This window comes from Micromonospora sp. DT43 (assembly GCF_049841645.1).
GTDB lineage: Bacteria > Actinomycetota > Actinomycetes > Mycobacteriales > Micromonosporaceae > Micromonospora.
Genome location: NZ_JBNCKR010000016.1, coordinates 122119 through 145384 on the forward strand (window position 1 = coordinate 122119; position 23266 = coordinate 145384).

Annotated in this window: 24 protein-coding genes and 1 pseudogene; 14 read left to right on the forward strand and 11 right to left on the reverse strand. The window is 73.4% G+C overall.

Annotation, left to right across the window (positions count from 1 at the left end; all coding sequences use genetic code 11):
* Positions 1–147: 147 nt before the first annotated feature.
* The 3 genes from ACLQ26_RS28900 to ACLQ26_RS28910 all read left to right on the forward strand — a co-directional run bounded on the left by ACLQ26_RS28900 (position 148) and on the right by ACLQ26_RS28910 (position 2186).
* Entirely contained in the window at positions 148–546 is a 399-nt protein-coding gene (locus ACLQ26_RS28900) for a TraR/DksA family transcriptional regulator (protein ID WP_425747497.1), read from the forward strand.
* A gap of 48 nt (positions 547–594) precedes the next feature.
* Positions 595–1467, forward strand: a complete 873-nt coding sequence (locus tag ACLQ26_RS28905) for a DUF72 domain-containing protein (protein ID WP_425747498.1) — start codon at positions 595–597, stop codon at positions 1465–1467.
* A gap of 290 nt (positions 1468–1757) precedes the next feature.
* The gene (locus ACLQ26_RS28910; RefSeq protein ID WP_363685704.1) at positions 1758–2186 is read left to right on the forward strand and encodes a DUF2267 domain-containing protein; all 429 of its coding nucleotides are present in this window, start codon (positions 1758–1760) and stop codon (positions 2184–2186) included.
* A gap of 43 nt (positions 2187–2229) precedes the next feature.
* On the opposite strand, the gene ACLQ26_RS28915 is transcribed toward ACLQ26_RS28910, so the two are convergent.
* Complete coding sequence (locus ACLQ26_RS28915) at positions 2230–3009, reverse strand: DUF72 domain-containing protein (protein ID WP_425747499.1); 780 nt, start codon at positions 3007–3009, stop codon at positions 2230–2232.
* Between the two features lie 157 nt (positions 3010–3166).
* On the opposite strand from ACLQ26_RS28915, the pseudogene ACLQ26_RS28920 reads away from it, so the two are divergent.
* Together ACLQ26_RS28920 and ACLQ26_RS28925 are read left to right on the forward strand one after the other, a co-directional pair.
* Positions 3167–3403, forward strand: a pseudogene (locus ACLQ26_RS28920) (hypothetical protein); the annotation flags it as partial.
* A gap of 15 nt (positions 3404–3418) precedes the next feature.
* A complete protein-coding gene (locus ACLQ26_RS28925) occupies positions 3419–4693 on the forward strand; it encodes a cupin domain-containing protein (RefSeq protein WP_425747500.1) in 1275 nt (424 codons plus the stop codon).
* 190 nt (positions 4694–4883) lie between these two features.
* Here the strand turns inward: ACLQ26_RS28925 and ACLQ26_RS28930 are convergent, their stop codons facing one another.
* From ACLQ26_RS28930 to ACLQ26_RS28950, 5 genes are all read right to left on the reverse strand, one after another.
* Positions 4884–5546 (reverse strand): hypothetical protein, encoded by a 663-nt coding sequence (locus tag ACLQ26_RS28930; RefSeq protein ID WP_425747501.1) that lies wholly within the window; start codon positions 5544–5546, stop codon positions 4884–4886.
* Complete coding sequence (locus tag ACLQ26_RS28935) at positions 5543–8218, reverse strand: FtsK/SpoIIIE domain-containing protein (RefSeq protein WP_425747502.1); 2676 nt, start codon at positions 8216–8218, stop codon at positions 5543–5545. The genes ACLQ26_RS28930 and ACLQ26_RS28935 overlap by 4 nt, the downstream gene beginning before the upstream one ends.
* Positions 8211–9329 (reverse strand): hypothetical protein, encoded by a 1119-nt coding sequence (locus ACLQ26_RS28940; RefSeq protein WP_425747503.1) that lies wholly within the window; start codon positions 9327–9329, stop codon positions 8211–8213. The genes ACLQ26_RS28935 and ACLQ26_RS28940 overlap by 8 nt, the downstream gene beginning before the upstream one ends.
* Positions 9330–9335: 6 nt before the next feature.
* The gene (locus ACLQ26_RS28945; protein ID WP_007076395.1) at positions 9336–9596 is read right to left on the reverse strand and encodes a hypothetical protein; all 261 of its coding nucleotides are present in this window, start codon (positions 9594–9596) and stop codon (positions 9336–9338) included.
* Between the two features lie 153 nt (positions 9597–9749).
* Entirely contained in the window at positions 9750–10130 is a 381-nt protein-coding gene (locus ACLQ26_RS28950; RefSeq protein WP_234582026.1) for a hypothetical protein, read from the reverse strand.
* Positions 10131–10270: 140 nt separating this feature from the next.
* Here ACLQ26_RS28950 and ACLQ26_RS28955 point away from each other — a divergent pair, with 140 nt between their 5' ends.
* From ACLQ26_RS28955 to ACLQ26_RS28965, 3 genes are read left to right on the forward strand one after another with little or no spacing between them, the layout of a single operon-like run.
* A complete protein-coding gene (locus tag ACLQ26_RS28955) occupies positions 10271–12826 on the forward strand; it encodes an ATP-dependent Clp protease ATP-binding subunit (protein ID WP_425747505.1) in 2556 nt (851 codons plus the stop codon).
* Positions 12823–13041: a hypothetical protein gene (locus ACLQ26_RS28960; RefSeq protein ID WP_363685718.1), complete on the forward strand. Its 219-nt coding sequence runs from the start codon at positions 12823–12825 to the stop codon at positions 13039–13041. Before ACLQ26_RS28955 ends, ACLQ26_RS28960 begins: the two co-directional genes overlap by 4 nt.
* Complete coding sequence (locus ACLQ26_RS28965) at positions 13041–13391, forward strand: DUF3140 domain-containing protein (protein ID WP_363685720.1); 351 nt, start codon at positions 13041–13043, stop codon at positions 13389–13391. Before ACLQ26_RS28960 ends, ACLQ26_RS28965 begins: the two co-directional genes overlap by 1 nt.
* A 55-nt stretch (positions 13392–13446) precedes the next feature.
* On the opposite strand, the gene ACLQ26_RS28970 is transcribed toward ACLQ26_RS28965, so the two are convergent.
* Entirely contained in the window at positions 13447–13692 is a 246-nt protein-coding gene (locus ACLQ26_RS28970) for a hypothetical protein (protein WP_266241928.1), read from the reverse strand.
* Here ACLQ26_RS28970 and ACLQ26_RS28975 point away from each other — a divergent pair.
* Positions 13691–13933, forward strand: a complete 243-nt coding sequence (locus tag ACLQ26_RS28975) for a hypothetical protein (protein ID WP_425747506.1) — start codon at positions 13691–13693, stop codon at positions 13931–13933. The genes ACLQ26_RS28970 and ACLQ26_RS28975 overlap by 2 nt on opposite strands.
* 13 nt (positions 13934–13946) lie before the next feature.
* Positions 13947–15170: a benzoate/H(+) symporter BenE family transporter gene (locus ACLQ26_RS28980; protein WP_425747507.1), complete on the forward strand. Its 1224-nt coding sequence runs from the start codon at positions 13947–13949 to the stop codon at positions 15168–15170.
* A gap of 52 nt (positions 15171–15222) precedes the next feature.
* Here the strand turns inward: ACLQ26_RS28980 and ACLQ26_RS28985 are convergent, their stop codons facing one another.
* Positions 15223–16194: a LysR family transcriptional regulator gene (locus ACLQ26_RS28985; protein ID WP_425747508.1), complete on the reverse strand. Its 972-nt coding sequence runs from the start codon at positions 16192–16194 to the stop codon at positions 15223–15225.
* An 87-nt stretch (positions 16195–16281) separates the two neighbouring features.
* Positions 16282–16890 carry a hemerythrin domain-containing protein gene (locus tag ACLQ26_RS28990; protein ID WP_425747509.1) on the reverse strand — a complete coding sequence of 203 codons (609 nt, stop codon included), beginning with the start codon at positions 16888–16890 and terminating at the stop codon, positions 16282–16284.
* Positions 16891–17064: 174 nt separating this feature from the next.
* On the opposite strand from ACLQ26_RS28990, the gene ACLQ26_RS28995 reads away from it, so the two are divergent.
* A complete protein-coding gene (locus ACLQ26_RS28995) occupies positions 17065–18393 on the forward strand; it encodes a M20/M25/M40 family metallo-hydrolase (RefSeq protein WP_425747510.1) in 1329 nt (442 codons plus the stop codon).
* Positions 18394–18423: 30 nt separating this feature from the next.
* Positions 18424–19083 carry a hypothetical protein gene (locus tag ACLQ26_RS29000; RefSeq protein WP_266241932.1) on the forward strand — a complete coding sequence of 220 codons (660 nt, stop codon included), beginning with the start codon at positions 18424–18426 and terminating at the stop codon, positions 19081–19083.
* Between the two features lie 93 nt (positions 19084–19176).
* Here the strand turns inward: ACLQ26_RS29000 and ACLQ26_RS29005 are convergent, their stop codons facing one another.
* Positions 19177–19368, reverse strand: a complete 192-nt coding sequence (locus ACLQ26_RS29005) for a DUF5703 family protein (RefSeq protein ID WP_039906151.1) — start codon at positions 19366–19368, stop codon at positions 19177–19179.
* Between the two features lie 151 nt (positions 19369–19519).
* Positions 19520–20491, reverse strand: a complete 972-nt coding sequence (locus tag ACLQ26_RS29010; RefSeq protein WP_357490191.1) for an aldo/keto reductase — start codon at positions 20489–20491, stop codon at positions 19520–19522.
* A gap of 187 nt (positions 20492–20678) precedes the next feature.
* On the opposite strand from ACLQ26_RS29010, the gene ACLQ26_RS29015 reads away from it, so the two are divergent.
* Positions 20679–21731, forward strand: coding sequence for an LLM class F420-dependent oxidoreductase (locus tag ACLQ26_RS29015; protein ID WP_425747511.1), 1053 nt, complete (start codon positions 20679–20681; stop codon positions 21729–21731).
* Complete coding sequence (locus tag ACLQ26_RS29020) at positions 21728–22564, forward strand: undecaprenyl-diphosphate phosphatase (protein ID WP_425747512.1); 837 nt, start codon at positions 21728–21730, stop codon at positions 22562–22564. The genes ACLQ26_RS29015 and ACLQ26_RS29020 overlap by 4 nt, the downstream gene beginning before the upstream one ends.
* Positions 22565–23266 lie beyond the last annotated feature (702 nt).

The window sequence follows — 23266 nt, forward strand, 5'->3', positions numbered from 1 at the left end:
CGGTTTGCGTGCCGTTTCCGGCGGGTACTCGCCCGGCTCACAGAGCGCGGGTGACCGCCCGCGTACCGGATGCGACCGTTGACCGGGGCCCACGCCGCCGGCACCCGGTTCACCTTGAGCCACCAGGCCCAGGAAAGGCAGGCAGCGATGCTCGTCCACGACACGGTCGGTACGGGCCGGTCCCAGACGGAGATCGACCAGATCCGGCAGTCCCTGCAGGCGCGCTACGACGACCTGACCGCCGAGTACGAGCAGGCCGTGCTGCAGAGCCAGGTGCTGCGTCTGGTGGAGGTCGGTGACACCGCCGGCGACGACCAGGCCGACAGCGGCACCAAGACGGCCGAGCGGGACACCGCGCAGTCCCTGCTGCGGACCATCCTCGACCGGCGCACCCAGTACGAGCACGCCCTGGGCCGCCTCGCCGAGGGCACGTACGGCTGGTGCGAGGGCTGCTCGGCGGCGATCCCGGTGGAGCGGCTGGAGATCTTCCCGGCCGCCACCACGTGCGTGACCTGCAAGCAGACCCGCGAGCGACGGGCGGCCTGAGCGACGGCAGCGGTTGCCGGTCGGTCCACGACACGATGGACTTTCCCCATGGGTGACATTCTGGTGGGCACCGCGTCCTGGACCGACCGCACACTGCTCGACTCGGGCTGGTACCCGCAGACCGCCGACAACCCGGAGAAGCGCCTGGCGTACTACGCCCGGCAGTTCCCGCTGGTCGAGGTGGACGCCACCTACTACTCGCCACCCGCCGAGGCGACCGCGCGGCTCTGGGCCGAACGCACCCCGGCCGGCTTCACCTTCAACATCAAGGCGTTCAGTCTGCTCACCGGGCATCCCACCCGGGTGGGCGCGCTCTACAAGGACCTGCGCCCGGAGACGGACAAGAAGAACGTCTACCCCGACGACCTGCCCGCGCAGTCGTACGAGGAGGTCTGGACGCGCTTCCTGTCCGCGCTGGACCCGCTTGTCGAGGCGGGCAAGCTGGGGGCGCTGCTGTTCCAGTTCCCGCCGTGGTTCACGATCAAGCGGGCCAACAAGCAGTACCTGCTGGAGGTGGCGAAGCGCTGCGCGCCGCTGCGACCGGTCTACGAGTTCCGCCACGCGTCCTGGTTCGACGGCGACAACGCCGACGAGACCCTCGCCTTCCTACGTGAGCACCGGCTGTCGTACGTCTGCGTGGACATGCCGCAGGGTCACCGCTCGTCGGTGCCCCCGGTGCTTGCCGCCACCGGGGACCTCGCGGTCATGCGCTTCCACGGCCACAGCGACAAGTGGACAAGCAAGGACATCCACGAGAAGTTCGGCTACCACTACTCGAAGCGGGAGCTGGCCGACTGGGCGCCGAAGCTGCGCGAGCTGGCCGACTCCGCCGGGCAGACCCACGTGCTCATGAACAACTGCTACCGCGATTACGCCCAGACCAACGCGAAGACCCTCGCAGGTCTCCTCGACGCCGGCTGACCTCACCCGATCCGGGTGGGGTCGGCTCACCCGGCCGAGCGGCACGGTGGACACGGTGGGTACGGCCGCGCGGCAGTGGCCGACGCCCGAGACGACACGGAGGTGACGGGGTATGACGGCTCGAGTGGTGACAGATCGACGGCGTGGCGCCGTCCTGCACGTGGTCGGCGCGGCCGACAACACCCGGCGCGCCCCGCAGGGCAGCCCGGTACGGGCCCGTCGTGGCCCGGTAGGACCACCGCGACGCACCGACGACCGACGGTGGGACACCACGGAACGGGGGTCGACCGATGGCTGACGCGATGATCTCCGCCTTCGAGAGCTCACTGGACAAGACGAACCTGATCCTCAAGGACATCGAGTCCGCCTACGGGTGGCCGAAGGAGCGGCGCAACCAGTCGTACGCGGCGCTGCGCACGGTGCTGCACCTGCTGCGCGACAGGTTGGCGGTAAACGAGAGCGTCGAGTTCGCCCAGCAGTTGCCGGTGCTGGTCCGGGGGATCTACTTCGACGGCTGGAACCCGTCGGACGTGCCGATCAAGCTCAACCGCGACGACTTCCTCTACGAGGTCCGCCAGGGCTTCCCGTACGACGCCGAGGGCGGCGCGGAGCGGGTGACGCAGGTCGTGTTGGACACCCTGCGTCGGCACGTCACCCAGGGCGAGTGGCAGGACGTGAAGGACACCATGCCGAAGGATCTCGCCACGTTCATGCCGTGATTCCGTGACACCGTGAGCCCGTCCGACGACGCGTCGGGCGGGCTCAGCGCTGCGACATGTCGGCCTCGGCAGGGGAGGGCACCCGCGACACCTGGTGACCGGCCCCTCGGGCCAGCGCCGCGAAGGCGACGGCGTCGGTGACTGCCGCGCCGCCGGGGTCGTTGTTGAAATAGACGTACGCCGGCTCGTCCGCGCCGAACGCGTCGGTGAGCCGGCGGACCCACGAGCCGAGGGCGGTACGCCCGTAGTGCGGCCACGGTCGGGCCCGCCCCTCGTGCAGCCGCAGGTAGCCGAAGTCGGTCGTACGCCACCGGGGGGCCACCGGACGACCGAGGCGATCCGCCCAGACCAGCGCCGCCCGTCGCCGTTCCAGGACGGCACGTGTGGCGTCGGTCCACCACGACGGGTGCCGCGGCTCCACCGCGACCCGCACCTCGGCCGGGAACAGCCGCAGCGTCGCGTCCAGCGCGTCGACGTCCGCCCGCAGGTTCGGCGGCAGTTGCAGCAGCACCGGCCCGAGCCGGTCGCCGAGGGCCGTGGCCCGGCCGAGGAACCGCGCCACCGGCTCGGCCGGATCCCGCAGGCGCTTGATGTGGGTGAGATAGCGGCTCATCTTCACCGCCACGCAGAAGTCCGCGGGTGTCCGCTCCCGCCACGCCGCGAAGGTCTCCCGCTGCGGCAGCCGGTAGAAGGCGTTGTTGACCTCCACGGTGGCGAAGTGCTCCGCGAAGTGCTCCAACCAGAGTCGCTGTGGCAGCCGCTGCGGGTAGAAGCGGCCTCGCCAGTCCCGGTACTGCCAACCGGAGGTACCCACCAGGATCACCTCCCCATCCTGACACCGACCGCGACCGGCCGCGAACCGCCCGTGTCGCCCCGGTTCGGCGTCTACGGTGTGGGTTAGAGAAGATCGCGCGTGGGGTACCACCCGCAGCACGACGGACCCCGGCGTACGGCGGGGCGGCACACCCGAGGGAGTACCGATGGCACTCAACGACGATGACATGCAGACCACTGGCGGCGGCGGCCTGGAGGGCCCGGCCGACGGTGGCGCGACCCCGGGTCACCAGGACGGCGGCGCTGACGGTGGCGCGGAGGGTCCGGCCGACGGTGGCGCGACCCCGGGTCACCAGGACGGCGGCGCCGATGGTGGCGCGGAGGGTCCGGCCGACGGTGGCGCGACCCCCGGGCAGCAGGATGGCGGCGCCGACGGCAGCGCCCGGTAACGGACCGTCATGACGCACCTCGACCCGCCGGGCGGCCACGGCCGCCCGGCGGTTTCGTCCGCGGATGCCACCGCCGCGCTGGCCCGCTGTGTCTCGGTCGAGCCGGCCAAGTTCGCCGCCGCGCACTGGGGACACACCCCGCTGCTGTCCCGCGCTGCCGAGCTGCCCGACCCGGCCGGCTTCACCGACCTGTTCAGCCCCGCCGACGCCGACGAGCTGCTCAGCCGGCGCGGTCTGCGTACCCCGTTCCTGCGGATCGCCAAGGACGGCCAGCTCGTGCCGGCGGCGCGCTGGACCGGCGGCGGCGGCGCGGGCGCGGAGATCGGCGACCAGGTGCTCGACGAGCGGGTCCTGGAGCAGTACGCCGGTGGCGCGACCCTCGTGTTGCAGGGCCTGCACCGGATCTGGCCGCCTCTCGTCGACTTCGCCCGCGACCTGGGCCTCGCGCTGAACCAGCCGCTGCAGATCAACGCCTACCTCACGCCGGCCGGAAGTCAGGGCTTCGCCACCCACTACGACACCCACGACGTGTTCGTGCTCCAGGTCGACGGCCGCAAGCACTGGCGGATCCACCCACCGGTGCTGCCCGACCCGCTGGAGAAGCAGACGTGGGGCGGCCGCGCCGACGAGGTCTCCGCCACCGCGCAGGGCCCCGCCGCGCTGGACGTGGTGCTCGCCCCCGGCGACGCCCTCTACCTGCCCCGTGGCTGGCTGCACAGCGCGCAGGCCCAGGACGCCAGCTCGCTGCACCTGACCGTGGGCATCCGCGCGTTGACCCGCTACGCCCTGGTCGAGGAGCTGCTCGCGCTGGCCGCCGAGGACCGACGGCTGCGGGCCACCCTGCCGTTCGGCACCGACGTGGCCGACCCCGACGCCATCGAGCCGGAGCTGACCGAGACGGTGGAGGCGCTGCGCGACTGGCTGCTCCGCGCCGACCCGGCCGCCGTCGCGGCGCGACTGCGTCAGCGCGCCTGGCCTGCCGCCCGACCAGCGCCGATCCGGCCACTCGCCCAGGCCGGCGCCGTGGCCGCGTTGGACGCCGACTCCCGGCTCACCCTGCGGCCGGGGCTGCGCTGGCAGCTCGTGCCGCACGGGAACGACCAGGTGGCGCTGCGCCTGTTCGACCGCACCATCACCCTGCCGGCGGACTGTGAGCCGGCGGCGCGTGCCCTGCTCAGCGGCACGGTCACCCGCGTCGGTGACCTGCCGGGTCTGCCCGACGACGCCGACCGGGTCACCCTGGCCCGCCGCCTGCTGCGCGAGGCAGTGCTCGTCCCCGCCTGAGCCAGCCCGCCGGCGTGCCCCCGCCGGCCTGAGCCGCCCGTTGGCGGTGATCGACTCGGTTTCCATGAAGTCGCGGTGTCTGGAGGGCTCGGACAGCGCGGTTTCCAGGAAACCGAGTCGATCAACGCCGCCGCCGCGCGGCGGGACCTGCCTGGCGGGACCTGCCCGGCGGGGGTCGCCTGGGGCAGGGTCAGCGGCCGAGTACCAGCAGCAGCGCGGTCGCGAGTACCCCCGCGCCGAGGACGACGGTGATCGGGCGCGGGCCGAGGACCGCGTGCCGGCGGTCGGCCAGCACCCGCGCCGGCACGAGGCCGATCAGCGGTCCGAGCAGAGTCACCACAAGCGCCAGCACCGGCAATCCGACCGCGAGGTCCCCGCCGTACCCGACGCCGAGCGCCCGCGCGCCGGAGCCCAGCGCGTACGCCACGACCGCGCCGGCCACCCCGCAGAGCGCCAGCAGCGGATTCACCGAACCCGGCAGCTCACCTGGCTGCCCCGCGCGGTCGAGCAGGTCCCGGGCACGGCCGAGCAGCGCCACCGGCTCGCCCGCCGCACTGCCGTTCGTCGGCGTCGGCGGGGCGCCGAGACGGCGGACGCCCAGCCGGGCGCGGACCTGCTGCCACAGGTGCGCCACCTCGGCGTCGACCCGTTCCTGTTCCTCGCGGGCCGCGACCAGTTCCTCCTCGGCGCGGCGTACCTCGTCGTCAGCGTCGGCGACGGCCCGCTCGGCCGCCGCGCACTGCCGTTCGTACCACGTGTGCGCCTCGGCGCGCTGCTCGCGGACCCGGGCGGTCAGCTCGGCCAGTCGCCGCAACTGCGCCGTGTACGTGTCACTGCTCACCGGCTGGTTCATCGCGACGGTCCATAGGGGATGAGTACCTGGCCGGTGCGGTGCACCGCCCGGTCGAAGAAGAGCCCCCGCCACGGTCGGGGATACCAGTCCGGGCCGCCGGTGCCCGGGTAGAGCGAGCTGCCCAGCTCGCCGCCGTGCGCGTCGAGCGCCACCCAGGCGCCGATCTGGTCGGTGCGGGCTGCGGGGCCGCCCAGGTCAGCGCGCATTCGCGCCACGCCCCGCCACCAGGCCAGCACGTGGGTACGCCGCTCCGGCCCGTCGTGCAGGATCCGCCGTAGCTGCTCCAGGCCGGTGCGCCGACCCGTGCGCGCGGCCAGCGCCCCGGCCGCCGCGTCGACCGCGAACAGCAGCAGGTAGTGCGGGCTGCCCGGGCCGGACAGCCCGTCGGCCGTCTCGTTCATCAACTCGCCGACGGTCTCCTCGTCGTACCAGGCGGCGTCGTCGGCCAGGTCGTCGTAGAGCGCGCGGGCGATTCCGTCGGCGTCCGCGTCGAGGCAGGCGATGGAGAACCGGGCGGTGCCCGGCGGGTGCTGGCGGGCCAGCGACCGGGCGGCCGAGTCGAGCACCGCGCACGCCTCGTCCACCCGGGTGCCCAGCACCGCCAGGTTGCGCCCGGGCGCGCGCGGAAGCCGCAGCGCCGCCGAGCGGGACTGCACGTCGATGATCTCGCCGAGCAGGGCCACCGGGTTGCGCGGCGCGCGGCCGTCCACCGGCGCGGCGAGCGCCCGGAAGTCCGGGGCCTCGTCGAGTCGGGGGATCGCGTCGCCGTCGAAGAGCCGCGCCGGCGCGGCGTCCGGCGGGCGCATCCGCCAGAGCCGGTGCTGCAGGCCGCTCCACGTCTCCCAGTCGCTGGCCGACGGGATCCGGGCGACCTCGTTGCCCTCCACCATGCCCGACTCGGCGTTGACCACCGCGTGCCAGCGGGGCAGCGACTGCGCCGCGTCGTTGCGTTCGGCCAGGATCCGCAATGCCTTGGGCAGCGCGATCCGCAACGTGAACTGGGCGACCAACGCCGGACGTCCCCACAGCGCCTCGATGCCCCGCACGTCCTGCGAGGCGAGCACCAGGTGGATGCCCTGCGACCGGCCGCGCCGCGCCAGGTCCTCCAACAGGTCGGCGGCCTCCCGGGCGACCACGTCCCGGCCCGCCAGCAGCATCTGGAACTCGTCGACAACGGCGACGATCCGGGGCCAGTGCCCGGTCGGGTCGACCGCGCGCAGCTCGGCCAGCTTTGTCACCTCGTGCTTCTTGGCGGCGTCGGCGCGGCGACGCAGCTCCTCGGTGAGGAACCGCAGCAGCGCCAACCCGAACTCCCGGTCGGTGTTCACGTTGATGCCGACCAGGCGCATGTGCGGCAGCCAGCTCGGGTCACGCCGGCCCTGCGCGAACCGGGCGAACGACACCCCCTCCTTGAAGTCCAGCAGATAGAACTCCAGCTCGGCGGGGGAGTAGCGGGCGGCCAGTGCGCCGATCCACGCGAAGATCAGGTTGGTCTTGCCGGTGCCGGACGGGCCGCCGATCAGCGCGTGCGGTGGATAGTCACCAAGCGTCAGGCGCACCGGTCGGCCCTGCGGTCCCTCGCCGATCGGGGCGGTCAGGCCGCTTGCCGAATCCTCCCGCCACATCTGCTCCGGCGGGGGCAGCAGGTCGGCGAACGGGGTCGGCGGCGGGCCGGCGTTGACCTGGGTCGCGATCTCCCGGCAGGTCTCGGTGACAAGCGTCGCCGGTGGCGGCGGGTCCAGCCGGACCGACAGGCCGGACGGGCCGCCGATCCACGCGCCCGACGACTCGGTCACCACCCGCGTCACCGTCGGGTCTTCCGGCAGGGGGATGCCCCGGACCACCAGGTGCACCCCGCAGGCGACGCCGGCGCGGACCACCCGTTCGAGCTGACCGCGCTCGTGCCGGTTCAGCTCGTCGCCGCCGAGCAGCACCGCCACCCGCCAGGGCTCGGGCCGACGGCCGGTCGCCGAGGCCAACTCCCGCAGTGAGCCGTGCTCGCCGGCCAGCACCGTCTCGTTGATGCGGCGGATCTGCTCGACCAGGTCGTCCAGCAGCGGGCCCAACCCGCCCGGGCCGACGAAGGTGAGCAGCCCCGCGGTGCCCAGGGGCGCGAACCCGGCCAGGCCGCCGCCGAGGTGCTCCGGGTCGTACCCGACCAGTCGTACCCCGCCCGGGTCGGCGCGGCCGACGGCCCGCAGCAGCAGCGCGGACACGACCGCGTCGCAGCCGGCGCGGTCGTCCCCGGACAGGTGCACGTGCCCGGCGTCGAGCAGCGGCACCAGCGCGGGCACCGGGTCGACGTCGTCGATCCGGACCGTGCCGACCCGCAGCGCGCCGGGCGGCTCGGCCCGGCGGGTGGGCGTCGGCGTCCAGCCCGGCCAGTCGGCGCCGGCGCAGCCGGGTGCCTCCCGGCGGGCGGCGTCGGCGGCGTGGCGGGCCAGCTCGGCAATGCGGGTGGCGTGCCGGGCGTCGATCTCGGCGAGACGACGGTCCCGTTGGGCGCCGACCCGCTGGGGTACGGCGGCAGCCGCCCGCCGGACCCGGGACAACCGTTCGCGGCCCGCGGTCAGCTCGGCCTGGGCTGCCGACAACCGGGTACGCGTGGCGCCCAGCGCCTCCCCGAGGGTGTCCCGGATCCGGGTGGCCAGCTGGCCGCGCCGGTCAGCCATCGGAACCCCGACGGGCCGGCGCGTCCCGCCACGGGCTGCCGGTCCGCGACGGCCGCCCGGCGTCCCGCTGCGGTACGACGCCGCCGGACGCCTGCCCGGTACGACCGCCCGCCCCGCCAGGACGCGCACTCACGCCGCCGGAGGATGTCTCGGCGGCCGCTCTCCCGGAGCGCTGCTCGGCGGGCCGTGGACTCGTGCCGCCGGAGCGCTGCTCGGCGGGGCGTGGACTCGCGCCGGCGGAGTCCCGGCCCCCGGTGGCCGGCGGGGTGCCGGTGGCGACGGGCAGGTCCCGGCCGAGGCGGGCGAGCAGCAGCCCGGTCGCCACGCCTGCGGTCACCGCGGAGTCGGCGGCGTGTGGCGGCTCCCCCGACGCGCGTGGTGGCGGCATCCGGCACACCCGGGTCAGCAGCGTCTCCAGCACCGGCGGTGGCAACCCGGGCAGCAGGTCCCGCACCCGCCCGTTCAGCTCGCCGCGCAGCCGGCCGAGGTCGGCGGCGCGGGGCGGATGCCCCAGCAGCTCACCTGCCAGCTCCCGCAGCAGCGGCGGCGCGAGCGCAGCCATCCCGAGGCCCACGTCGGCCGACGCCCGGCGCAGCTCGGTGCGCAGCCGGTCCCGGTCGCCGGCGCGTACCCCGCCGACGACCCGACGCAGCAGCTCCTGCGAGTCCCGCAGCCGCTCGTCGGGCTCGTCGGCGCCGCCGTCGCGCCCGCCTGTCAACTCCGCCACCCGCACCGACCACCAGCGGCGCATCCGCACCTGCTCGGCCTGCTCCGGCACCACAGTGGTCGGCCCGTCCGGTGGGGTCTCGTCGTGGCGCGTGTCGCGCTGCTGCGGGCGGGGCGCCGGGGCGCCGTCGGCGGCCAGCCCGATCGCCGCCAGGTACGCCGACAGCTGCTCCTGTGCCACCCGCAGCGCGTAGTTGGCGCTCTCGGCGTGCTCGGTCGCTGCGGACAGCTCGGGCACCCCCATCGGGTTGGCCGACTCCTGTCGTACCCAGCGCAGCCGCTCGGCGGCCAGGCCGAACTTCTCCAGTGCCTGCCCGAGCAGGCCGACCGGGAACTCCTCGCTGGCCGCGCGGACCTGGCCGCCGATGTCCTCGATGATGGACACGATGGCCTACAGGGTGGAGACGTAGAGCTGCGCCTGCTCGACCGCGACAAGTGTCGCGGCGAGACACTCCTCCAGCTCCTGGCTGGCCTGGGTCAGCGACGCCTGGGCCGCCTCGACCGTCTCGTGGCCGCTGCCCTCCAGCGCGCCGGCCAGGGTCTGCTGCGCCTCGGCCAACTTCTCACCTGCCGCCTGGACGGCTGTCTGCCCGTCGCCGATCTGTTGGAGGGCGACATCGATGGCAGCCTTCAGCTCGGCGACGCTCGCCACGGCGGAACCTCCTGGGGGCGGGGAGATCTCCATTAGAGCCTACTGGCGTCCGTGGGAGAACATCCGCCCTGTCAGTGTTCCTGTCCAGCTGACCGTTAACCCACCGGAAGTGCCGGGAGTCCGTTCTGTGGGAACTCCCGGCATGAGAATCTCTCAATTATCGCGGAGCCAGCGCGGGCCGTAGACCTCGGCGCCCAGGGCGGTGACCCGTTCGCGCAGCTCCCGGTCGGCGGTGACCACCAACCGACGGCGTTGCGGCGCCGCCTGCACCAGCTCGACCACTGTGTCGTCGCCCGAGCCGGGGGCGGAGACCACGCGGACGTCGTCGGTGCCGGGCACGTCCCGGGCGGCGCCCTCGACAACGAGCACCACCTCGACCGGGGCGGTCAGGCGCGCGGGCAGGCCGGTGGCGGCCACCGGGGCGAGGGAGTCCCGCAGCCGGGCGGCGGCCCCGGCCCGGTCCCGCCACCACCCGTTCGGGCGGGAGCCCACCACGTTGGCGCCGTCCACGATCAGCAGCGGGTTCTCAGTCATGTCGCCAGCCTGCCACTCGGGCCCGGCGTCGACCGGACGCCACTCCACACCGCGAGGTGCGCCGTCGCGTGCGGCGTTTGTCGGGCCGAGCGCCGGGTAGCCCCTGGCGACCGTGCCGCGCCCGACTGCGGAGGACAGACATGATGGGACCCGGTGACATCGGCTCCGACCCGTGGGACGAATTCCTGGCCCGGTACTTCGGCCGGGGTGAGGGAGGACGCCGACCGCCGCACCGGGTCGACATCACCCGCCTGATGACCGCCGACGCGCGGGAGATGCTTGCCGACGCGGCCCGCCGCGCCGCGCAGCGGCAGAGCAACGACCTGGACACCGACCACCTGCTCTGGGCCGCCCTGCAACGCGAACCCCTGCGCGACCTGGTACGCCGGGCCGGCGCCGACCCGGACACGCTGCTCAACGCGCTGGGCGGCAAGGGCGACGGCGCACCGCGCGGGGAGGTCCCGCCCAACCTGTCGCTGACCCCGGCCGCCAAGCGGGCGCTGCTCGACGCCCACCAGCTGTCCCGGGCGATGGGGGCCAACTACATCGGTCCCGAGCACATCCTGATGGCCCTGCCGCTCAACCCCGAGTCGCCGGCCGGGCGGATGCTGGCCGCCGGCCGGATCCAGCCCGAGTCGTTGCAGGCCGCCAACGCCGAGCGCGGCCCGATGACCGGGCCGAAGCCGGACCGTGGCACCCCGACCCTGGACCAGTACGGGCAGGACCTCACCGACCTGGCCCGCGCCGACCAGATCGACCCGGTGATCGGGCGGGCCGACGAGATCGAACAGGCCGTGGAGATCCTGTCCCGACGGACCAAGAACAACCCGGTGCTCATCGGCGAGGCCGGTGTCGGCAAGACCGCGATCGTCGAGGGCCTGGCCGAGCGGATCTGCGACGGCGACGTGCCGCAGACCCTGCTCGGCAAGCGGGTGGTTCAGCTCGACCTGGCGGGCCTGGTGGCGGGCACCCGCTACCGGGGCGACTTCGAGGAGCGCCTCAAGAAGGTGATCGACGAGATCCGGGCGCACCGGGACGAGCTGATCATCTTCCTGGACGAGATCCACACCCTGGTCGGTGCCGGCGGGGCCGGCAGCGAGGGCGGAATGGACGCGTCGAACATGCTCAAACCCGCCCTCGCGCGGGGCGAGCTGCGGGTGATCGGCGCGACCACGCTCGACGAGTACCGCAAGAGCATCGAGAAGGACGCCGCGCTGGCCCGGCGGTTCCAGCCGGTGCTGGTGCCCGAGCCCAGCGTCGACGACACGATCGCCATCCTGCGCGGCCTGCGCGACAGATACGAGGCCCACCACCAGGTGCGCTTCGCCGACGAGGCGCTTGTCGCCGCCGCCGAGCTGTCCGACCGGTACGTCACCGACCGGTTCCTGCCGGACAAGGCCATCGACCTGATCGACCAGGCCGGCGCCCGGGTCCGGCTGCGTACCCGCACCCCGGCCTCCGACGTGCGGGAGCTGGAACAGGAGCTCGACGACGTACGCCGCGACAAGGAGCAGGCCGTCACCGACGAGCAGTACGAGCGGGCGTCGGCGCTGCGGGACCGGATCTCCGAGCTGGAGGAGGAGATGCGCCGCGCGAACGGCGCCGACGGCTCGTCCTCGCAGGTGCCCGAGGTGCGCCCGCAGGAGATCGCCGAGGTGGTCTCCCGGGCCACCGGCATCCCGGTCAGCCAGCTCACCGAGGAGGAACGCGACAGGCTGCTGCGCCTGGAGGGCCACCTGCACGAGAAGGTGGTCGGTCAGGACGACGCGGTCACCGCGGTGGCCGAGGCGGTGCGCCGCTCCCGCGCCGGGCTCGCCGACCCGGACCGGCCGATGGGCAGCTTCCTGTTCCTCGGCCCCACCGGCGTCGGCAAGACCGAGCTGGCCCGGGCCCTGGCCGAGGCGTTGTTCGGCGAGGCGGACCGGATGGTCCGGGTGGACATGAGCGAGTTCCAGGAGCGGCACACGGTCAGCCGGCTGGTCGGCGCCCCACCCGGGTACGTCGGCTACGAGGAGGCCGGCCAGCTCACCGAGGCGGTGCGCCGCCGCCCGTACGCGGTGGTGCTGCTCGACGAGATCGAGAAGGCGCACCCGGACGTGTTCAACATCCTGCTCCAGGTGCTCGACGACGGGCGGCTCACCGACAGTCAGGGCCGCACGGTGAACTTCAAGAACACCGTGCTGATCATGACGAGCAACCTCGGCTCCGAGCTGATCACCGGCGCGCAGCGCGCGGTCGGCTTCGGCAGCGGGGACGTGGGCAGCGAGCAGGAGAACGACGAGCTGCGCGAACGCCTGATGCGCCGGCTCCAGGAGAACTTCCGCCCCGAGTTCCTCAACCGCATCGACGAGGTCATCATCTTCCGGCGGCTGGAGGCCGAGCAGTTGCGCGACATCACCGCGCTGCTGCTGGAGGAGACCCGCCGCCGGCTGCACGCCCAGGACATCCAGGTGGAGTTCACCACCGCCGGCATCGACTGGCTCGCCGAGCACGGCTACCAGCCGGAGTTCGGCGCCCGCCCGCTGCGCCGGGTCATCCAGCGGGAGGTGGACAACCATCTGTCGCGGATGCTGCTGGAGTCGGCGATCTCGCCCGGGCAGAAGGTGACAGTGGACGCCCGCGACGGGCAGCTCACCTTCGACGTGACCGCGGGCGAGCGGGGGTACACCGCCGCCACGACAACACACCCGCGATGACTCCGCCCGCGCGACGAGACGACCACGAGGACCCGCACGAGCACGCGGAGTCCGGGAAACACCGGGACGAGGACGACGACGACCATCCCGACCCGATCCTGGCGCCCCCGACCGCGAACCCGCGCCGCACGCGGGTGCCCGCCGAGGGCCTGCATCCGAAGACCGACCAGGACGACCCGGAGACGTCGGGTCACCACCGTCGAGAGGAGACCTGATGGTACGCGACACGCGGCTCGACCCCGAGGTGGAAGTGCTCTGGGAGGACTTCCACGCCGAGGTCAACGTCCCGTCGGAGCAGCTGCGCACCTGGCTGCTGACCCGGGGGTCGGGCGAGGAGTCGTTCAGCCCGAACCCGGACCTCGACCTGCCTCAGCCGGGTCGCGAGATCCTCAAGGTGCTCAACAAGCGCAAGGTCGACCTGACCCCGGAGGACATCGAGGTGATGCGGGAGGCGGTCGAGCGCATCCGCGAGCTGATGGACGCCAAGCCTCGGCGCGGCAACGCCGACGACACGTGGCGGCACTCGCTGCTCGACCTCGGTCACGATCCTCTCGTCGAACGCTGAGTGACGCCGTACGCGACGGTGCCGTCCCGGTTCGGGGCGGCACCGTCGCCTGGCGCTACTGGCCCTGGTCGGGCTCCAGGCTGCCGATGGTCAGCCCCGCCGCGTCGGCGGCGGCGTCGCGCTCGCCCCGGGTCTGGTCCTCCCGGGTGAGCAGGTTGGCGTACTCGGTGACGTCGGCCGGGTCGGGCACCTCGGGCAGCCGGCGCAGGAACGCCTCGACCTGGCGGGTGGCGGCGGTGTGCGCGGCGGCGGCCTGGCGGAGCAGTTCCCGGTCGTCGGCGGGCGGGTAGAGATCGGTCATGTCCGCCAGATACCCGGGCAGTGGCGCTTCGCACCGCCGTCGGCGTTTTCAGTGCTCGCCGCGGAGGCTGCGAGGTCGCTTCGGAGACGCCAGGGCCACCGAACTGTTCCTGCCGGCCACGTCGCTCGGCGGCACCGCCAGCCTGATCGAGCTCCTGTTCACCTTCGAGGGGCCGGGCAGCCGATCCCCGGAGAACATGGTGCGGATCTCGATCAGGCGACAGGCCGGGCACGGACGGTAGCGTGACCAGCACTATGCGGAAACTTCCACTCTCTGCGGTCGTGGCCGGTCTGATCGCGGTCCTCGTCTCGTACTCCGGACCCTTCGTGGTCGTGCTGGCCGCCGCCCGGGCGGCCGGCCTGTCCGAGGCGCAGACCACCTCCTGGGTCTGGGCGATCTCCATCGGCAGCGGCCTGACCTGTCTCGTGCTCAGCGTGATCACCAAACAGCCGGTGATCACCGCCTGGTCGACGCCGGGCGCGGCGCTGCTGGTCGGCTCGCTCGGGGCGTACCACTACTCGGACGCGATCGGCGCGTTCCTCTTCGCCGCGCTCGGCATGACGATCATCGGCTTGTCCGGCCTGTTCGGGCGGATGCTGGCGAAGGTGCCGACAGGCATCATCTCGGCGATGCTGGCCGGCATCCTGCTGCCGTTCGCGCTCGGCGCGTTCCAAGCCCTGCCCAAGGCGCCCGCGATCGTGCTCGCCGTGCTGGTGGCCTACTTCGTCGGCCGTCGCCTGCTCGCCCGGTACGCCGTCCTGCTGGCCCTGCTGGCCGGCACCGTGGTCGCGGCGCTCAGCCACGACCTGCACCTGGGCGGTGCGAGCTTCGCCGTCGCGGTGCCGCACCTCACCGTGCCGACCTGGGACCTGTCCGCCCTGGTCGGCATCGGCCTGCCCCTGCTGGTCGTCACGATGGCCTCGCAGAACGCGCCGGGCCTGGCCGTGCTGCGTGCCTCCGGCTACCCCCCGAACGACCGGTTGCTCCTGACCGGCACCGGTCTGGCGTCGGTGCTGCTCGCCCCGTTCGGTAGCCACGGCATCAACCTGGCAGCCATCACCGCGGCCATCTGCACCGGCGAGGAGTCGCACCCCAACCCGCGCAAACGATGGGTGGCAGGCGCCGCCTGCGGGGTGTTCTACCTGATCTGCGGGCTGCTGGGCGCCGGTTTGGTGCAGTTCTTCACGGCACTGCCCAAGCCGCTGGTCGCCGTGGTCGCCGGGGTCGCCCTCTTCGGGGCGCTGCTCGGCGGCCTGGCCGGGGCGCTGGACGACGTACCGGCGCGTGAGGGCGCGCTTGTCACGCTGGCCGCCACGGCGTCGGGCATGACTGTCGCGGGGATCGGGTCGGCGTTCTGGGGCCTGATCGGCGGCGTCGGGGTCCACCTGGTGCTGACCCTGTGGCGACGTAAGCCTCCGGCCACGCCGGCGCCCGCCGTCGAGCCCGCGCCCGCCAAGGAACCGGTCGGGTCGAGGTGAGTCGGGCGCTCGGGTCGGCCGGGGCCCGGGCGCCGACGGTGGCCCGACCGGCTCAGACGCCGCTGGGCTGCCGGACGCCGAAGCCCGGATTGCGTACCAGCCAGTCCAGGTAGGTGGGGTGCGAGGCCAGTGAATCGGTGTACGCCGCCTTCGCCGTCGCCAGCAGCAGCTCCGCGTCCCCGGCGGCGGGCGAGTCCGGATGCCAGCCCAGCAGCAGACGCCAGCGCAGCGGGACACCTGCCAGTCTCCGGGTGACCAGACCGGCGACCGGGCGGAACGTCGCCTGGCAGAGGGCCACCGCCACGCCCGCCTCCACCAGGTCGACGCAGCCGCGGATGTCGGTCTCGTACACCTTTCGGGGGGTGAAGCCGGCGCGGGCGCACGCGGCGGCGAAACAGTCGCCGAAACAGCCGTCGCCCGGCGCGGCCACCCACTGCTCGTGACCCAGGTCCGCCAGGCGCACCTCGGCCCGCTCCGCGAGCGGGTGGGTCTCCGGCAGCAGCACCAGCACCGGGTCGATGGCCACCTCGCGCCAGCTCAGCCCGAACGCGGCAGACGGGGTGGCGTCGCCGCACACGCCGGTGAGGGCGAAGTCCAACCGCCCGCCGGCCACCAACTGCGCCAGCTCGTCCACCGACCACGAGGCGTACGTGGTGATCTGGGCCGGTGGCTGCTCGGCTGCCAGCCGATGCACCAACCGGCCCAGGATCGGGCTGTTCACCCCGCCGAGGCGGTAGCAGCGGGGCGCCGCCCCCGCGCCGGCGAGCCGTGCCGCCTCGTCCTGCAGGCCCTTCATCGCCGGCAGCAGCACCCGGGCACGGGCGAGCACCAGCTCACCGAGCGCCGTGGGCCGGGCGCCGCGCCGGTCCCTGTCGAACAGCGGCCCGCCCAGCGTCCGCTCGATCCGCTGGAGCTGCGCGGTGAGCGCCGGCTGGGCGAGCCCCAGCGCCGACGCCGCCTTGGTCACACTCCCTGTCTCCGCGATCGCGCAGACCACCCGCAGGTGTCGCAGCTCCAGATTCATACGGTGACGGTAGGACTACGCCGCAGCCTGCGGAAGAGGCCGAGCGGATCGGTGAGATTGAATGCATTGCGCGTGCGGCCCGCGCGCTCAGTCGCGCGGCGGCTCCGGCAGGTCCGTCAGGTACGTCGGTCGCCGCGTCACCGCGTCGCGGACCTTGTCCACCACACCCACCGCCGGCTCCACGATCCGGTTCCACGGCGGCGTCGCCGGGGTGCCCGGGTGCGGCCGGGTCGGCGCGGCCTCCTCGGCGATCTCCAACCGGTTGCCCAGCCGGATCAGCTCCTCGGAGGTGGCCACCGCGCTCAACTCGGCGACAAGCGCGCCCACCCCGTCGACGTGGCGGCGGACCCGCTCCGCGACGTCGGTCAGGGTCTCGTCGGACAGCCCCTTCAGGGCGGCCAGCAGCGCGACGTCGGCGTCGATCTCCGCGTCCACCCGGCCGGACTCCGCCGGCAGCGCCGCCCGTACCGCCGGCAGCAGGTACTGCTCCTCGGCGGAGAGGTGCCGCGACAGCGCGGCGGTGAGCACCGCGAGCCCCTCCTGCGGCGAGGCGTCCGGACCGGTCAGCTGGTCCACGAGAGCCAGCAGCTGCCGGTGTTCGCGGTCCACGATGTCGGCGACGCTGCGGCCACCGGGCCGGTAACCCGCCTCGGGCGTGGGCGCGGGCGGCAGCGGGGGCAGGGGGACGGCGGACATGGTGCCCTCCTCGACTGGCGGGCGGAAGCGCCGGCAGGGGATGTGCGGTCGCGAGCGGCGGTACCCGAACGCGGACGCCGCGAAACCGGCAGGCGGATCCGCGGACCTGAATGCCCGTCGCCGTCACGTCGGTGCGCCGGCCCGCCGGTCACCCCGGGCTGGTATGAAGGGGCGATGACGAGCGACGCCGCCTCCGGCCGACCGGACCCCACCGCGGAGGTCGTGGACCTCTGCCGCGACCTGCTGCGCATCGACACCACAAACACGGGGGACAACGACACAAGCGCCGGTGAGCGCCGCGCGGCCGAGTACGTCGCCGAGAAACTCGCCGAGGTGGGCGTCGACTCGGTTCTGCACGAGTCCGCCCCCGGCCGGGCCAACGTGGTGGCCCGCATCCCCGGTGCCGACCCCAGCCGGGGCGCGCTGCTGCTGCACGGCCACCTGGACGTGGTGCCCGCCGACGCCGACGAGTGGTCCGTGCACCCGTTCTCCGGCGAAGAGCGCGACGGCTACCTGTGGGGCCGCGGCGCCATCGACATGAAGGACTTCGACGCGATGGTGCTCGCCGTGGTGCGGCACTGGCAGCGCACAGGCGTTCGGCCCCCGCGCGACATCGTGCTCGCGTACACCGCCGACGAGGAGGCGGGCAGCGACTACGGCGCGCGCTTCCTGGTGGAGAACCACCGCGACCTCTTCGACGGCTGCACCGAGGCGATCGGCGAGGTCGGCGGCTTCTCCTACTCGGTGAACGACAGCCAGCGGCTCTACCTCATCGAGACCGCCGAGAAGGGCATCGACTGGCTGCGCCTGCACGCCAAGGGTCGCCCCGGGCACGGGTCGATGGTGCACGACGACAACGCGGTCACCGCCCTCGCCGAGGCCGTGGCCCGCATCGGCCGGCACCGCTTCCCGGTGGTGGTCACCGACACCGTCCGGGCGTTCCTCGAGGAGGTCTCCGACCTGCTCGGCATCGAGCTGGACCCGAACGACCCCGAGACGGCCATCGCCAAGCTCGGCCCGATCGCCAACATCATCGGGGCGACCATCCGCAACACGGCCAACCCGACCCGGCTGGCCGCCGGCTACAAGGACAACGTCATCCCCGGCCGCGCCACCGCCACCATCGACTGCCGTAGCCTGCCCGGCCAGTCCGAGCTGCTGGAGCGGCAGCTGCGCGAGCTGGTCGGCCCGGACATCGCCATCGAGTACGTCCAGCGGCAGCCCGCGCTGGAGACCACCTTCGACGGCGACCTGGTCGAGGCTATGTCGGCGGCGCTGCGCGCCGAGGACCCGGGCGCCCGGCCGGTGCCGTACATGCTCTCCGGCGGCACCGACGCCAAGGCGTTCTCCCAGCTCGGCATCCGCTGCTTCGGGTTCGCGCCGCTGCGGCTGCCCGCCGACCTCAACTTCTCCGCGTTGTTCCACGGCATCGACGAGCGCGTTCCGGTCGACGGACTACAGTTCGGCGTGCGGGTTCTCGACCGGTTCCTCCGCACCTGCTAGCCGTTTTCCATCGTGAAGGGACTGCCCCACATGACCGACCAGCACGGTGAGCTGGACGCCGCTCTCGAGCGGGTGATCGAAGCGGCCCGCCACCACCTGGCCGCCGTACGCGCCGCGCAGGGCCGCGTCGACGACGACGACGTCTGGCAGGCGTACGTGGCGTTGAACAACGCTTCCTTCGCCTACGACGAGCAACTGCTCGACGCCTTCGGTGAGGTGACGCCGTGGGACGTCGACTCGATCGACCCGGACGAGGCCGACGAGCGCTTCGGCGGCGAGGGCGCCGAGGCCAGCGACCCCCACCCGCGGGTGATCTCGGTGCGTCAACGCCGCGACTACCGGGTGCCGAGCATCTCGGCGCTGCTGCGGGCGGCCGAGGCGGCCCGGCGCGAGGGCACCCCGGAGGACGACGAGCCAGCGCCGGTGGAGGGCGTCGGCGAGGCGGTGTTGGAGCTGCTGCAGAGCGGCGACGGCTCGCTCGGCGCGCTGGACGTTCCCGAGTTGGAGCCCCTCGACGGCGTGGTCATGGTCAGCGAGGTGGGCACACCTGTGGACCTGGAGTCGTTCGACGACGACGACGCCGTCGGCCCGTTCCAGCCGGCGAGCGACGACCGGCTCGTCGGTCGACTCGACGAGCACCCGTTCCTGGAGCTCGACGACGACCACGACCACGCCGGGCACCAGCACTAGAGCGACGCCCCTGACATCAGGCGATGTGCGCCCGGGGCCCGAACCGTTCGCGGTTCGGGCCCCGGGCGTGTCACGGCCCGTCCCGGTCCGGCGTCAGTACGAGAGGCCCGGCTGCGGCTGGTTGACCCGCCGACGGCGCAGCATGACCTGCCGCGTGCCGTCGCGGAACAGCCGCACCCGGGCCAACTCCCATCCGGAGAACTCCGCCTGGATCGCCAACTGCGCCGCGGCGGTCAACCGGTCGACGTTCGGCGGCAGCCGCAGTGGCGCGTACTCGTAGTCCATGCCCTCCATGCTGCCCAGCCCAGCGGCCGTTCGCCACCCCCTCCGGGGTGACCAACGCCGCTGCCGCGCGTGGTTCCTGCCGCAACGGGCGCCCGCGGGTGGTCTCGGCCGCCCGCGATCCGTGAAACGCCGCTCCGGCGCTCGCGAGGGGTCAGCCGTCGCGCTCGGGATAGCCGATGGGCACCGACGAGACGTCATCCAGCGCGGTGGTGATCTCCTCGGGCAGTGTGATCCGCTCCACCTGCAACGCGCCGAGCAACTGCCCGACGGTCCGGGCGCCGAGGATCGGCGCGGTCACGCCCGGCCGGTCCCGGATCCACGCCAACGCCACCTCCAGCGGCGACACCCCCAGACCGCCGGCAGCGGTCGCCACCGCCTCCACGATGCTGGAGCAGCGCGGCTCGAGGTACGTGGAGACGAACCGTTCGAAGTGCGGCGAGGCGGCCCGCGAGTCCGCCGGCCGGCCGTGCCGGTACTTGCCGGTGAGCACGCCCCGACCCAGCGGCGACCAGGGCAGCACACCGAGGCCCAGCGCGTCGCACGCCGGCAGCACCTCCCGCTCCACGCCCCGCTCCAGCAGCGAGTACTCCACCTGGGCGGCGACCACCGGCGCCCGGCCCGGCCAGGCCGTCTGCCAGGCGGCGGCCCGCGCGGTCTGCCAGCCGGAGAAGTTCGACACCCCCACGTAGCGGACCTTCCCGCTGGCCACCGCGTGATCCAGCGCCGCGAGGGTCTCCTCCAGGGGGGTGTCCGGGTCGTACCCGTGCACCTGGAACAGGTCGACGTGGTCCGTGCCGAGCCGGCGCAGCGACGCCTCCAGGGTGCGCAGCAGGTGGCCCCGGGAGCCGTCGCGACGCCGTCCGCTGCCCGGCCGCAACCCGGCCTTGGTGGCGATCAACAGCTCGTCACGCGGTACGAGGGTGCCCAGCAGCGACCCGATCACCGACTCGGCGTCGCCGTCGCCGTACACGTCGGCGGTGTCGATCAGGTTGCCGCCCGCGTCCAGGTAACTCTTCAGCTGGGCGGCCGCATCGTCGGCGTCGGTGTCCCGGCCCCAGGTCATGGTGCCGAGCGCGAGCCGCGAAACCGCCAGCCCGCTTCGGCCGAGCGGTCGCTGTTGCATGGGTGAACCTTATTTCGAACCCGCCGCCACCGATATCCTCGCTCCCGTCATCTCTGCCGGTTCTGCCGGTTCCGCCTCCGGCGGGCACCGCGACGGACGGGGGATCATTGGCGGTGAGCCGGTGATCGAGTCCGTTTTCGGCATTGCGTAACCTGGTGCGACCTGTGCCACGGATGGGGGAGGACCAGTGCGACTCGGGCTCAACCTTGGATACCAGACGGCGTGGAGCACACCTGCCGACCACCTGGCGCTGGCCCAGGAGGCGGATCGCCTCGGCTACTCGGTGGTGTGGGCTGCTGAAGCCTACGGCTCCGACTCGCCCAGCATGCTCGCCTGGATGGCCGGCCAGACGCAGCGGATCGACGTGGGCGCGGCGGTGATGCAGATCCCCGCCCGTACGCCGGCGGCCACCGCGATGACCGCAGCCACCATCGACGCGCTCTCCGGCGGCCGGTTCCGGCTGGGCCTCGGCGTGTCCGGCCCGCAGGTCTCCGAGGGCTGGCACGGTGTGCGGTTCGCCAAGCCCCTCGCCCGAACCCGCGAATTCGTCGACATCGTCAAGCTGGCCATCGCCCGCAAGGAGGTGGCGTACGACGGCGAGCACTACACGCTGCCGCTGCCCGACGGCCCCGGCAAGGCGCTGCGACTGGGCTTCCACCCACCCCGCGAGCACATACCGATCTACCTGGCCGCGGTCGGCCCGAAGAACCTGGAGCTGGCCGGCGAGATCGCCGACGGCTGGCTCGCCGTGTTCTACGCCCCCGAGTTCGCCGACGAGCACCTCGCCGCCGTGACCGCCGGGCGGGCCAAGGCCGGCAAGGAACTGGCCGGCTTCGACGTGGTGCCCTCCGTGCCTGTCGTCATCGGCGACGACGTGGCGTCCTGCGCCGAGCTGGTGCGCTGGTACGCCGCGCTCTACGTCGGCGGCATGGGCAGCCGGACGCAGAACTTCTACAACCAGCTCGCTACCCGGATGGGTTACGGCGACGCCGCCCGCGAGGTACAGGACCTGTACCTGGCCAAGCGGCAGCGCGACGCCGCCGCCGCGGTGCCGATGGAGTTCATCGACCGCACCTCACTGCTCGGCCCGAAGGAGCGCATCGCCGAACGCATGCGGGAGTACGCCGCCTCCGGCGTCACCACGCTGTCGGTGACCCTGTTCGTGGCCGACCGGGACAGCGGCGTGCAGACCCTGCGTACCGTCGCCGAGGCGCTCGACCTCTCCGGAGTCGGCGAGTGACCTGGATCGAGGCCATCGTCCTGGGCATCGTCCAGGGGCTGACCGAGTTCCTGCCGGTCAGCTCGTCGGGGCATCTGCGGATCACCTCGGCGATCTTCTTCGAGCGCGACGCCGGCGCGTCGTTCACCGCCGTCACCCAGCTCGGCACCGAGGCGGCCGTGCTGATCTACTTCGCGAAGGACATCTGGCGGATCACCCGTACCTGGCTGGTGGGGCTGCGCGACAGTTCGGTGCGCTCCAGCCTCGACTACCGGATGGGCTGGTACGTGATCGTCGGCTCGATCCCGATCGGGCTGTTCGGGTTCGTCTTCAAGGACCAGATCAAGACCGCCGGGCGCAACCTGTGGGTCGTGGCGACCACCCTGATCGTGTTCGCGTTCGTGCTGGCGTTCGCCGAGTACTGGGGTCGACAGACACGCACGCTGGAAAACTTCCGGATGAAGGACGGCATCGTCATGGGCTTCGCCCAGGCCATGGCGCTGGTCCCCGGGGTGTCCCGCTCCGGTGGCACGCTCACCGCCGGCCTGCTGCTCAACCTGACCCGCGAGGCGGCGGCACGGTACTCGTTCCTGCTGGCCATCCCCGCGGTGGTGATGTCCGGGGTGTTCAGCCTCGGCGACGTCTTCGAACCGTCCGCCCCGGGCACGTCCGTGCCCACCGTGGCCCAGACGATCGTGGCGACCGCCATCGCCTTCGGCATCGGGTACGCGGCCATCGCCTGGCTGCTGCGCTACGTCGCCCACCACACCCTGTACGTCTTCGTGCTGTACCGGGTCGCGCTGGGCACCCTGGTCCTGGCCCTCCTGCTGACCGGCACGATCACCGCCACCTGACCACCCACCCAGCCTGCCCACCCAGCCTGCCTGCCCGGCCTGGCCTGCCCGGCCTGCCCGGGCCTGCCTGCCCTGCCCTGGCCTGCCTGCCCGGCCTGGCCTGCCTGCCCGGCCTGGCCTGCCTGCCCGGCCTGGCCTGCCTGCCTGCCCGGCCTGCCTGCCCGGCCTGGCCTGCCTGCCCTGCCGGGTTCTGCCGCCGGCCCAGCCCGCCCGGTCGACTTCGCCGGGTCGGTCGGCCGCCTGCTCTGCCCGGCCCGGCCGCCAACCCCGCCGACCGACTCGGTCGCCGGTCGGCCCGAGATCTTGGACAGTTTCCGTTCACGCCGAACTGTTCGCGCCGAACGGAAACTGTCCAAGATCTGAAGCCAGACAACCTGCGAAAGCCCGGCCCGGCCGGAGCCCGGCCCGGCCGGAGCCCGGCCCGGCCGGAGCCCGGCCCGGCCGGAGCCCGGCCCGGCCGGAGCCCGGCCCGGACGGAGCCCGGCCCGGACGGAGCCCGGCCCCGGCGAAGCCAGGCCGGGGCGGGCGGGGCTGGGTATGCCGCTGGCCGGCATCCCGGGGTTCGGGTGCCGGCCAGTCGGTCGGGTCGTGCGGTGGGTCAGCTGTTCCAGTGCTGGGCGACGATGTCGGTGGCCTGCTGCTCCCACTGGGCGTAGGCGTCGGGGTAGGCGGAGACCTGGACGGTCTGCGCGGCCTCGGTCA

Excerpts from the sequence above, each read along its gene's own strand:
- ACLQ26_RS28935 (WP_425747502.1), bottom strand. The coding sequence starts at position 8,218 with ATGGCTGACCGGCGCGGCCAGCTGGCCACCCGGATCCGGGACACCCTC.
- ACLQ26_RS28905 (WP_425747498.1), top strand. The coding sequence starts at position 595 with ATGGGTGACATTCTGGTGGGCACCGCGTCCTGGACCGACCGCACACTG.
- ACLQ26_RS28955 (WP_425747505.1), top strand. The coding sequence starts at position 10,271 with ATGATGGGACCCGGTGACATCGGCTCCGACCCGTGGGACGAATTCCTG.
- ACLQ26_RS28995 (WP_425747510.1), top strand. The coding sequence starts at position 17,065 with ATGACGAGCGACGCCGCCTCCGGCCGACCGGACCCCACCGCGGAGGTC.
- ACLQ26_RS28990 (WP_425747509.1), bottom strand. The coding sequence starts at position 16,890 with ATGTCCGCCGTCCCCCTGCCCCCGCTGCCGCCCGCGCCCACGCCCGAG.
- ACLQ26_RS29010 (WP_357490191.1), bottom strand. The coding sequence starts at position 20,491 with ATGCAACAGCGACCGCTCGGCCGAAGCGGGCTGGCGGTTTCGCGGCTC.
- ACLQ26_RS29000 (WP_266241932.1), top strand. The coding sequence starts at position 18,424 with ATGACCGACCAGCACGGTGAGCTGGACGCCGCTCTCGAGCGGGTGATC.
- ACLQ26_RS28975 (WP_425747506.1), top strand. The coding sequence starts at position 13,691 with ATGTCCGCCAGATACCCGGGCAGTGGCGCTTCGCACCGCCGTCGGCGT.
- ACLQ26_RS28900 (WP_425747497.1), top strand. The coding sequence starts at position 148 with ATGCTCGTCCACGACACGGTCGGTACGGGCCGGTCCCAGACGGAGATC.
- ACLQ26_RS28910 (WP_363685704.1), top strand. The coding sequence starts at position 1,758 with ATGGCTGACGCGATGATCTCCGCCTTCGAGAGCTCACTGGACAAGACG.
- ACLQ26_RS28930 (WP_425747501.1), bottom strand. The coding sequence starts at position 5,546 with ATGAACCAGCCGGTGAGCAGTGACACGTACACGGCGCAGTTGCGGCGA.
- ACLQ26_RS28960 (WP_363685718.1), top strand. The coding sequence starts at position 12,823 with ATGACTCCGCCCGCGCGACGAGACGACCACGAGGACCCGCACGAGCAC.
- ACLQ26_RS28965 (WP_363685720.1), top strand. The coding sequence starts at position 13,041 with ATGGTACGCGACACGCGGCTCGACCCCGAGGTGGAAGTGCTCTGGGAG.
- ACLQ26_RS28985 (WP_425747508.1), bottom strand. The coding sequence starts at position 16,194 with ATGAATCTGGAGCTGCGACACCTGCGGGTGGTCTGCGCGATCGCGGAG.
- ACLQ26_RS28970 (WP_266241928.1), bottom strand. The coding sequence starts at position 13,692 with ATGACCGATCTCTACCCGCCCGCCGACGACCGGGAACTGCTCCGCCAG.
- ACLQ26_RS29005 (WP_039906151.1), bottom strand. The coding sequence starts at position 19,368 with ATGGACTACGAGTACGCGCCACTGCGGCTGCCGCCGAACGTCGACCGG.
- ACLQ26_RS28925 (WP_425747500.1), top strand. The coding sequence starts at position 3,419 with ATGACGCACCTCGACCCGCCGGGCGGCCACGGCCGCCCGGCGGTTTCG.
- ACLQ26_RS28980 (WP_425747507.1), top strand. The coding sequence starts at position 13,947 with ATGCGGAAACTTCCACTCTCTGCGGTCGTGGCCGGTCTGATCGCGGTC.
- ACLQ26_RS28950 (WP_234582026.1), bottom strand. The coding sequence starts at position 10,130 with ATGACTGAGAACCCGCTGCTGATCGTGGACGGCGCCAACGTGGTGGGC.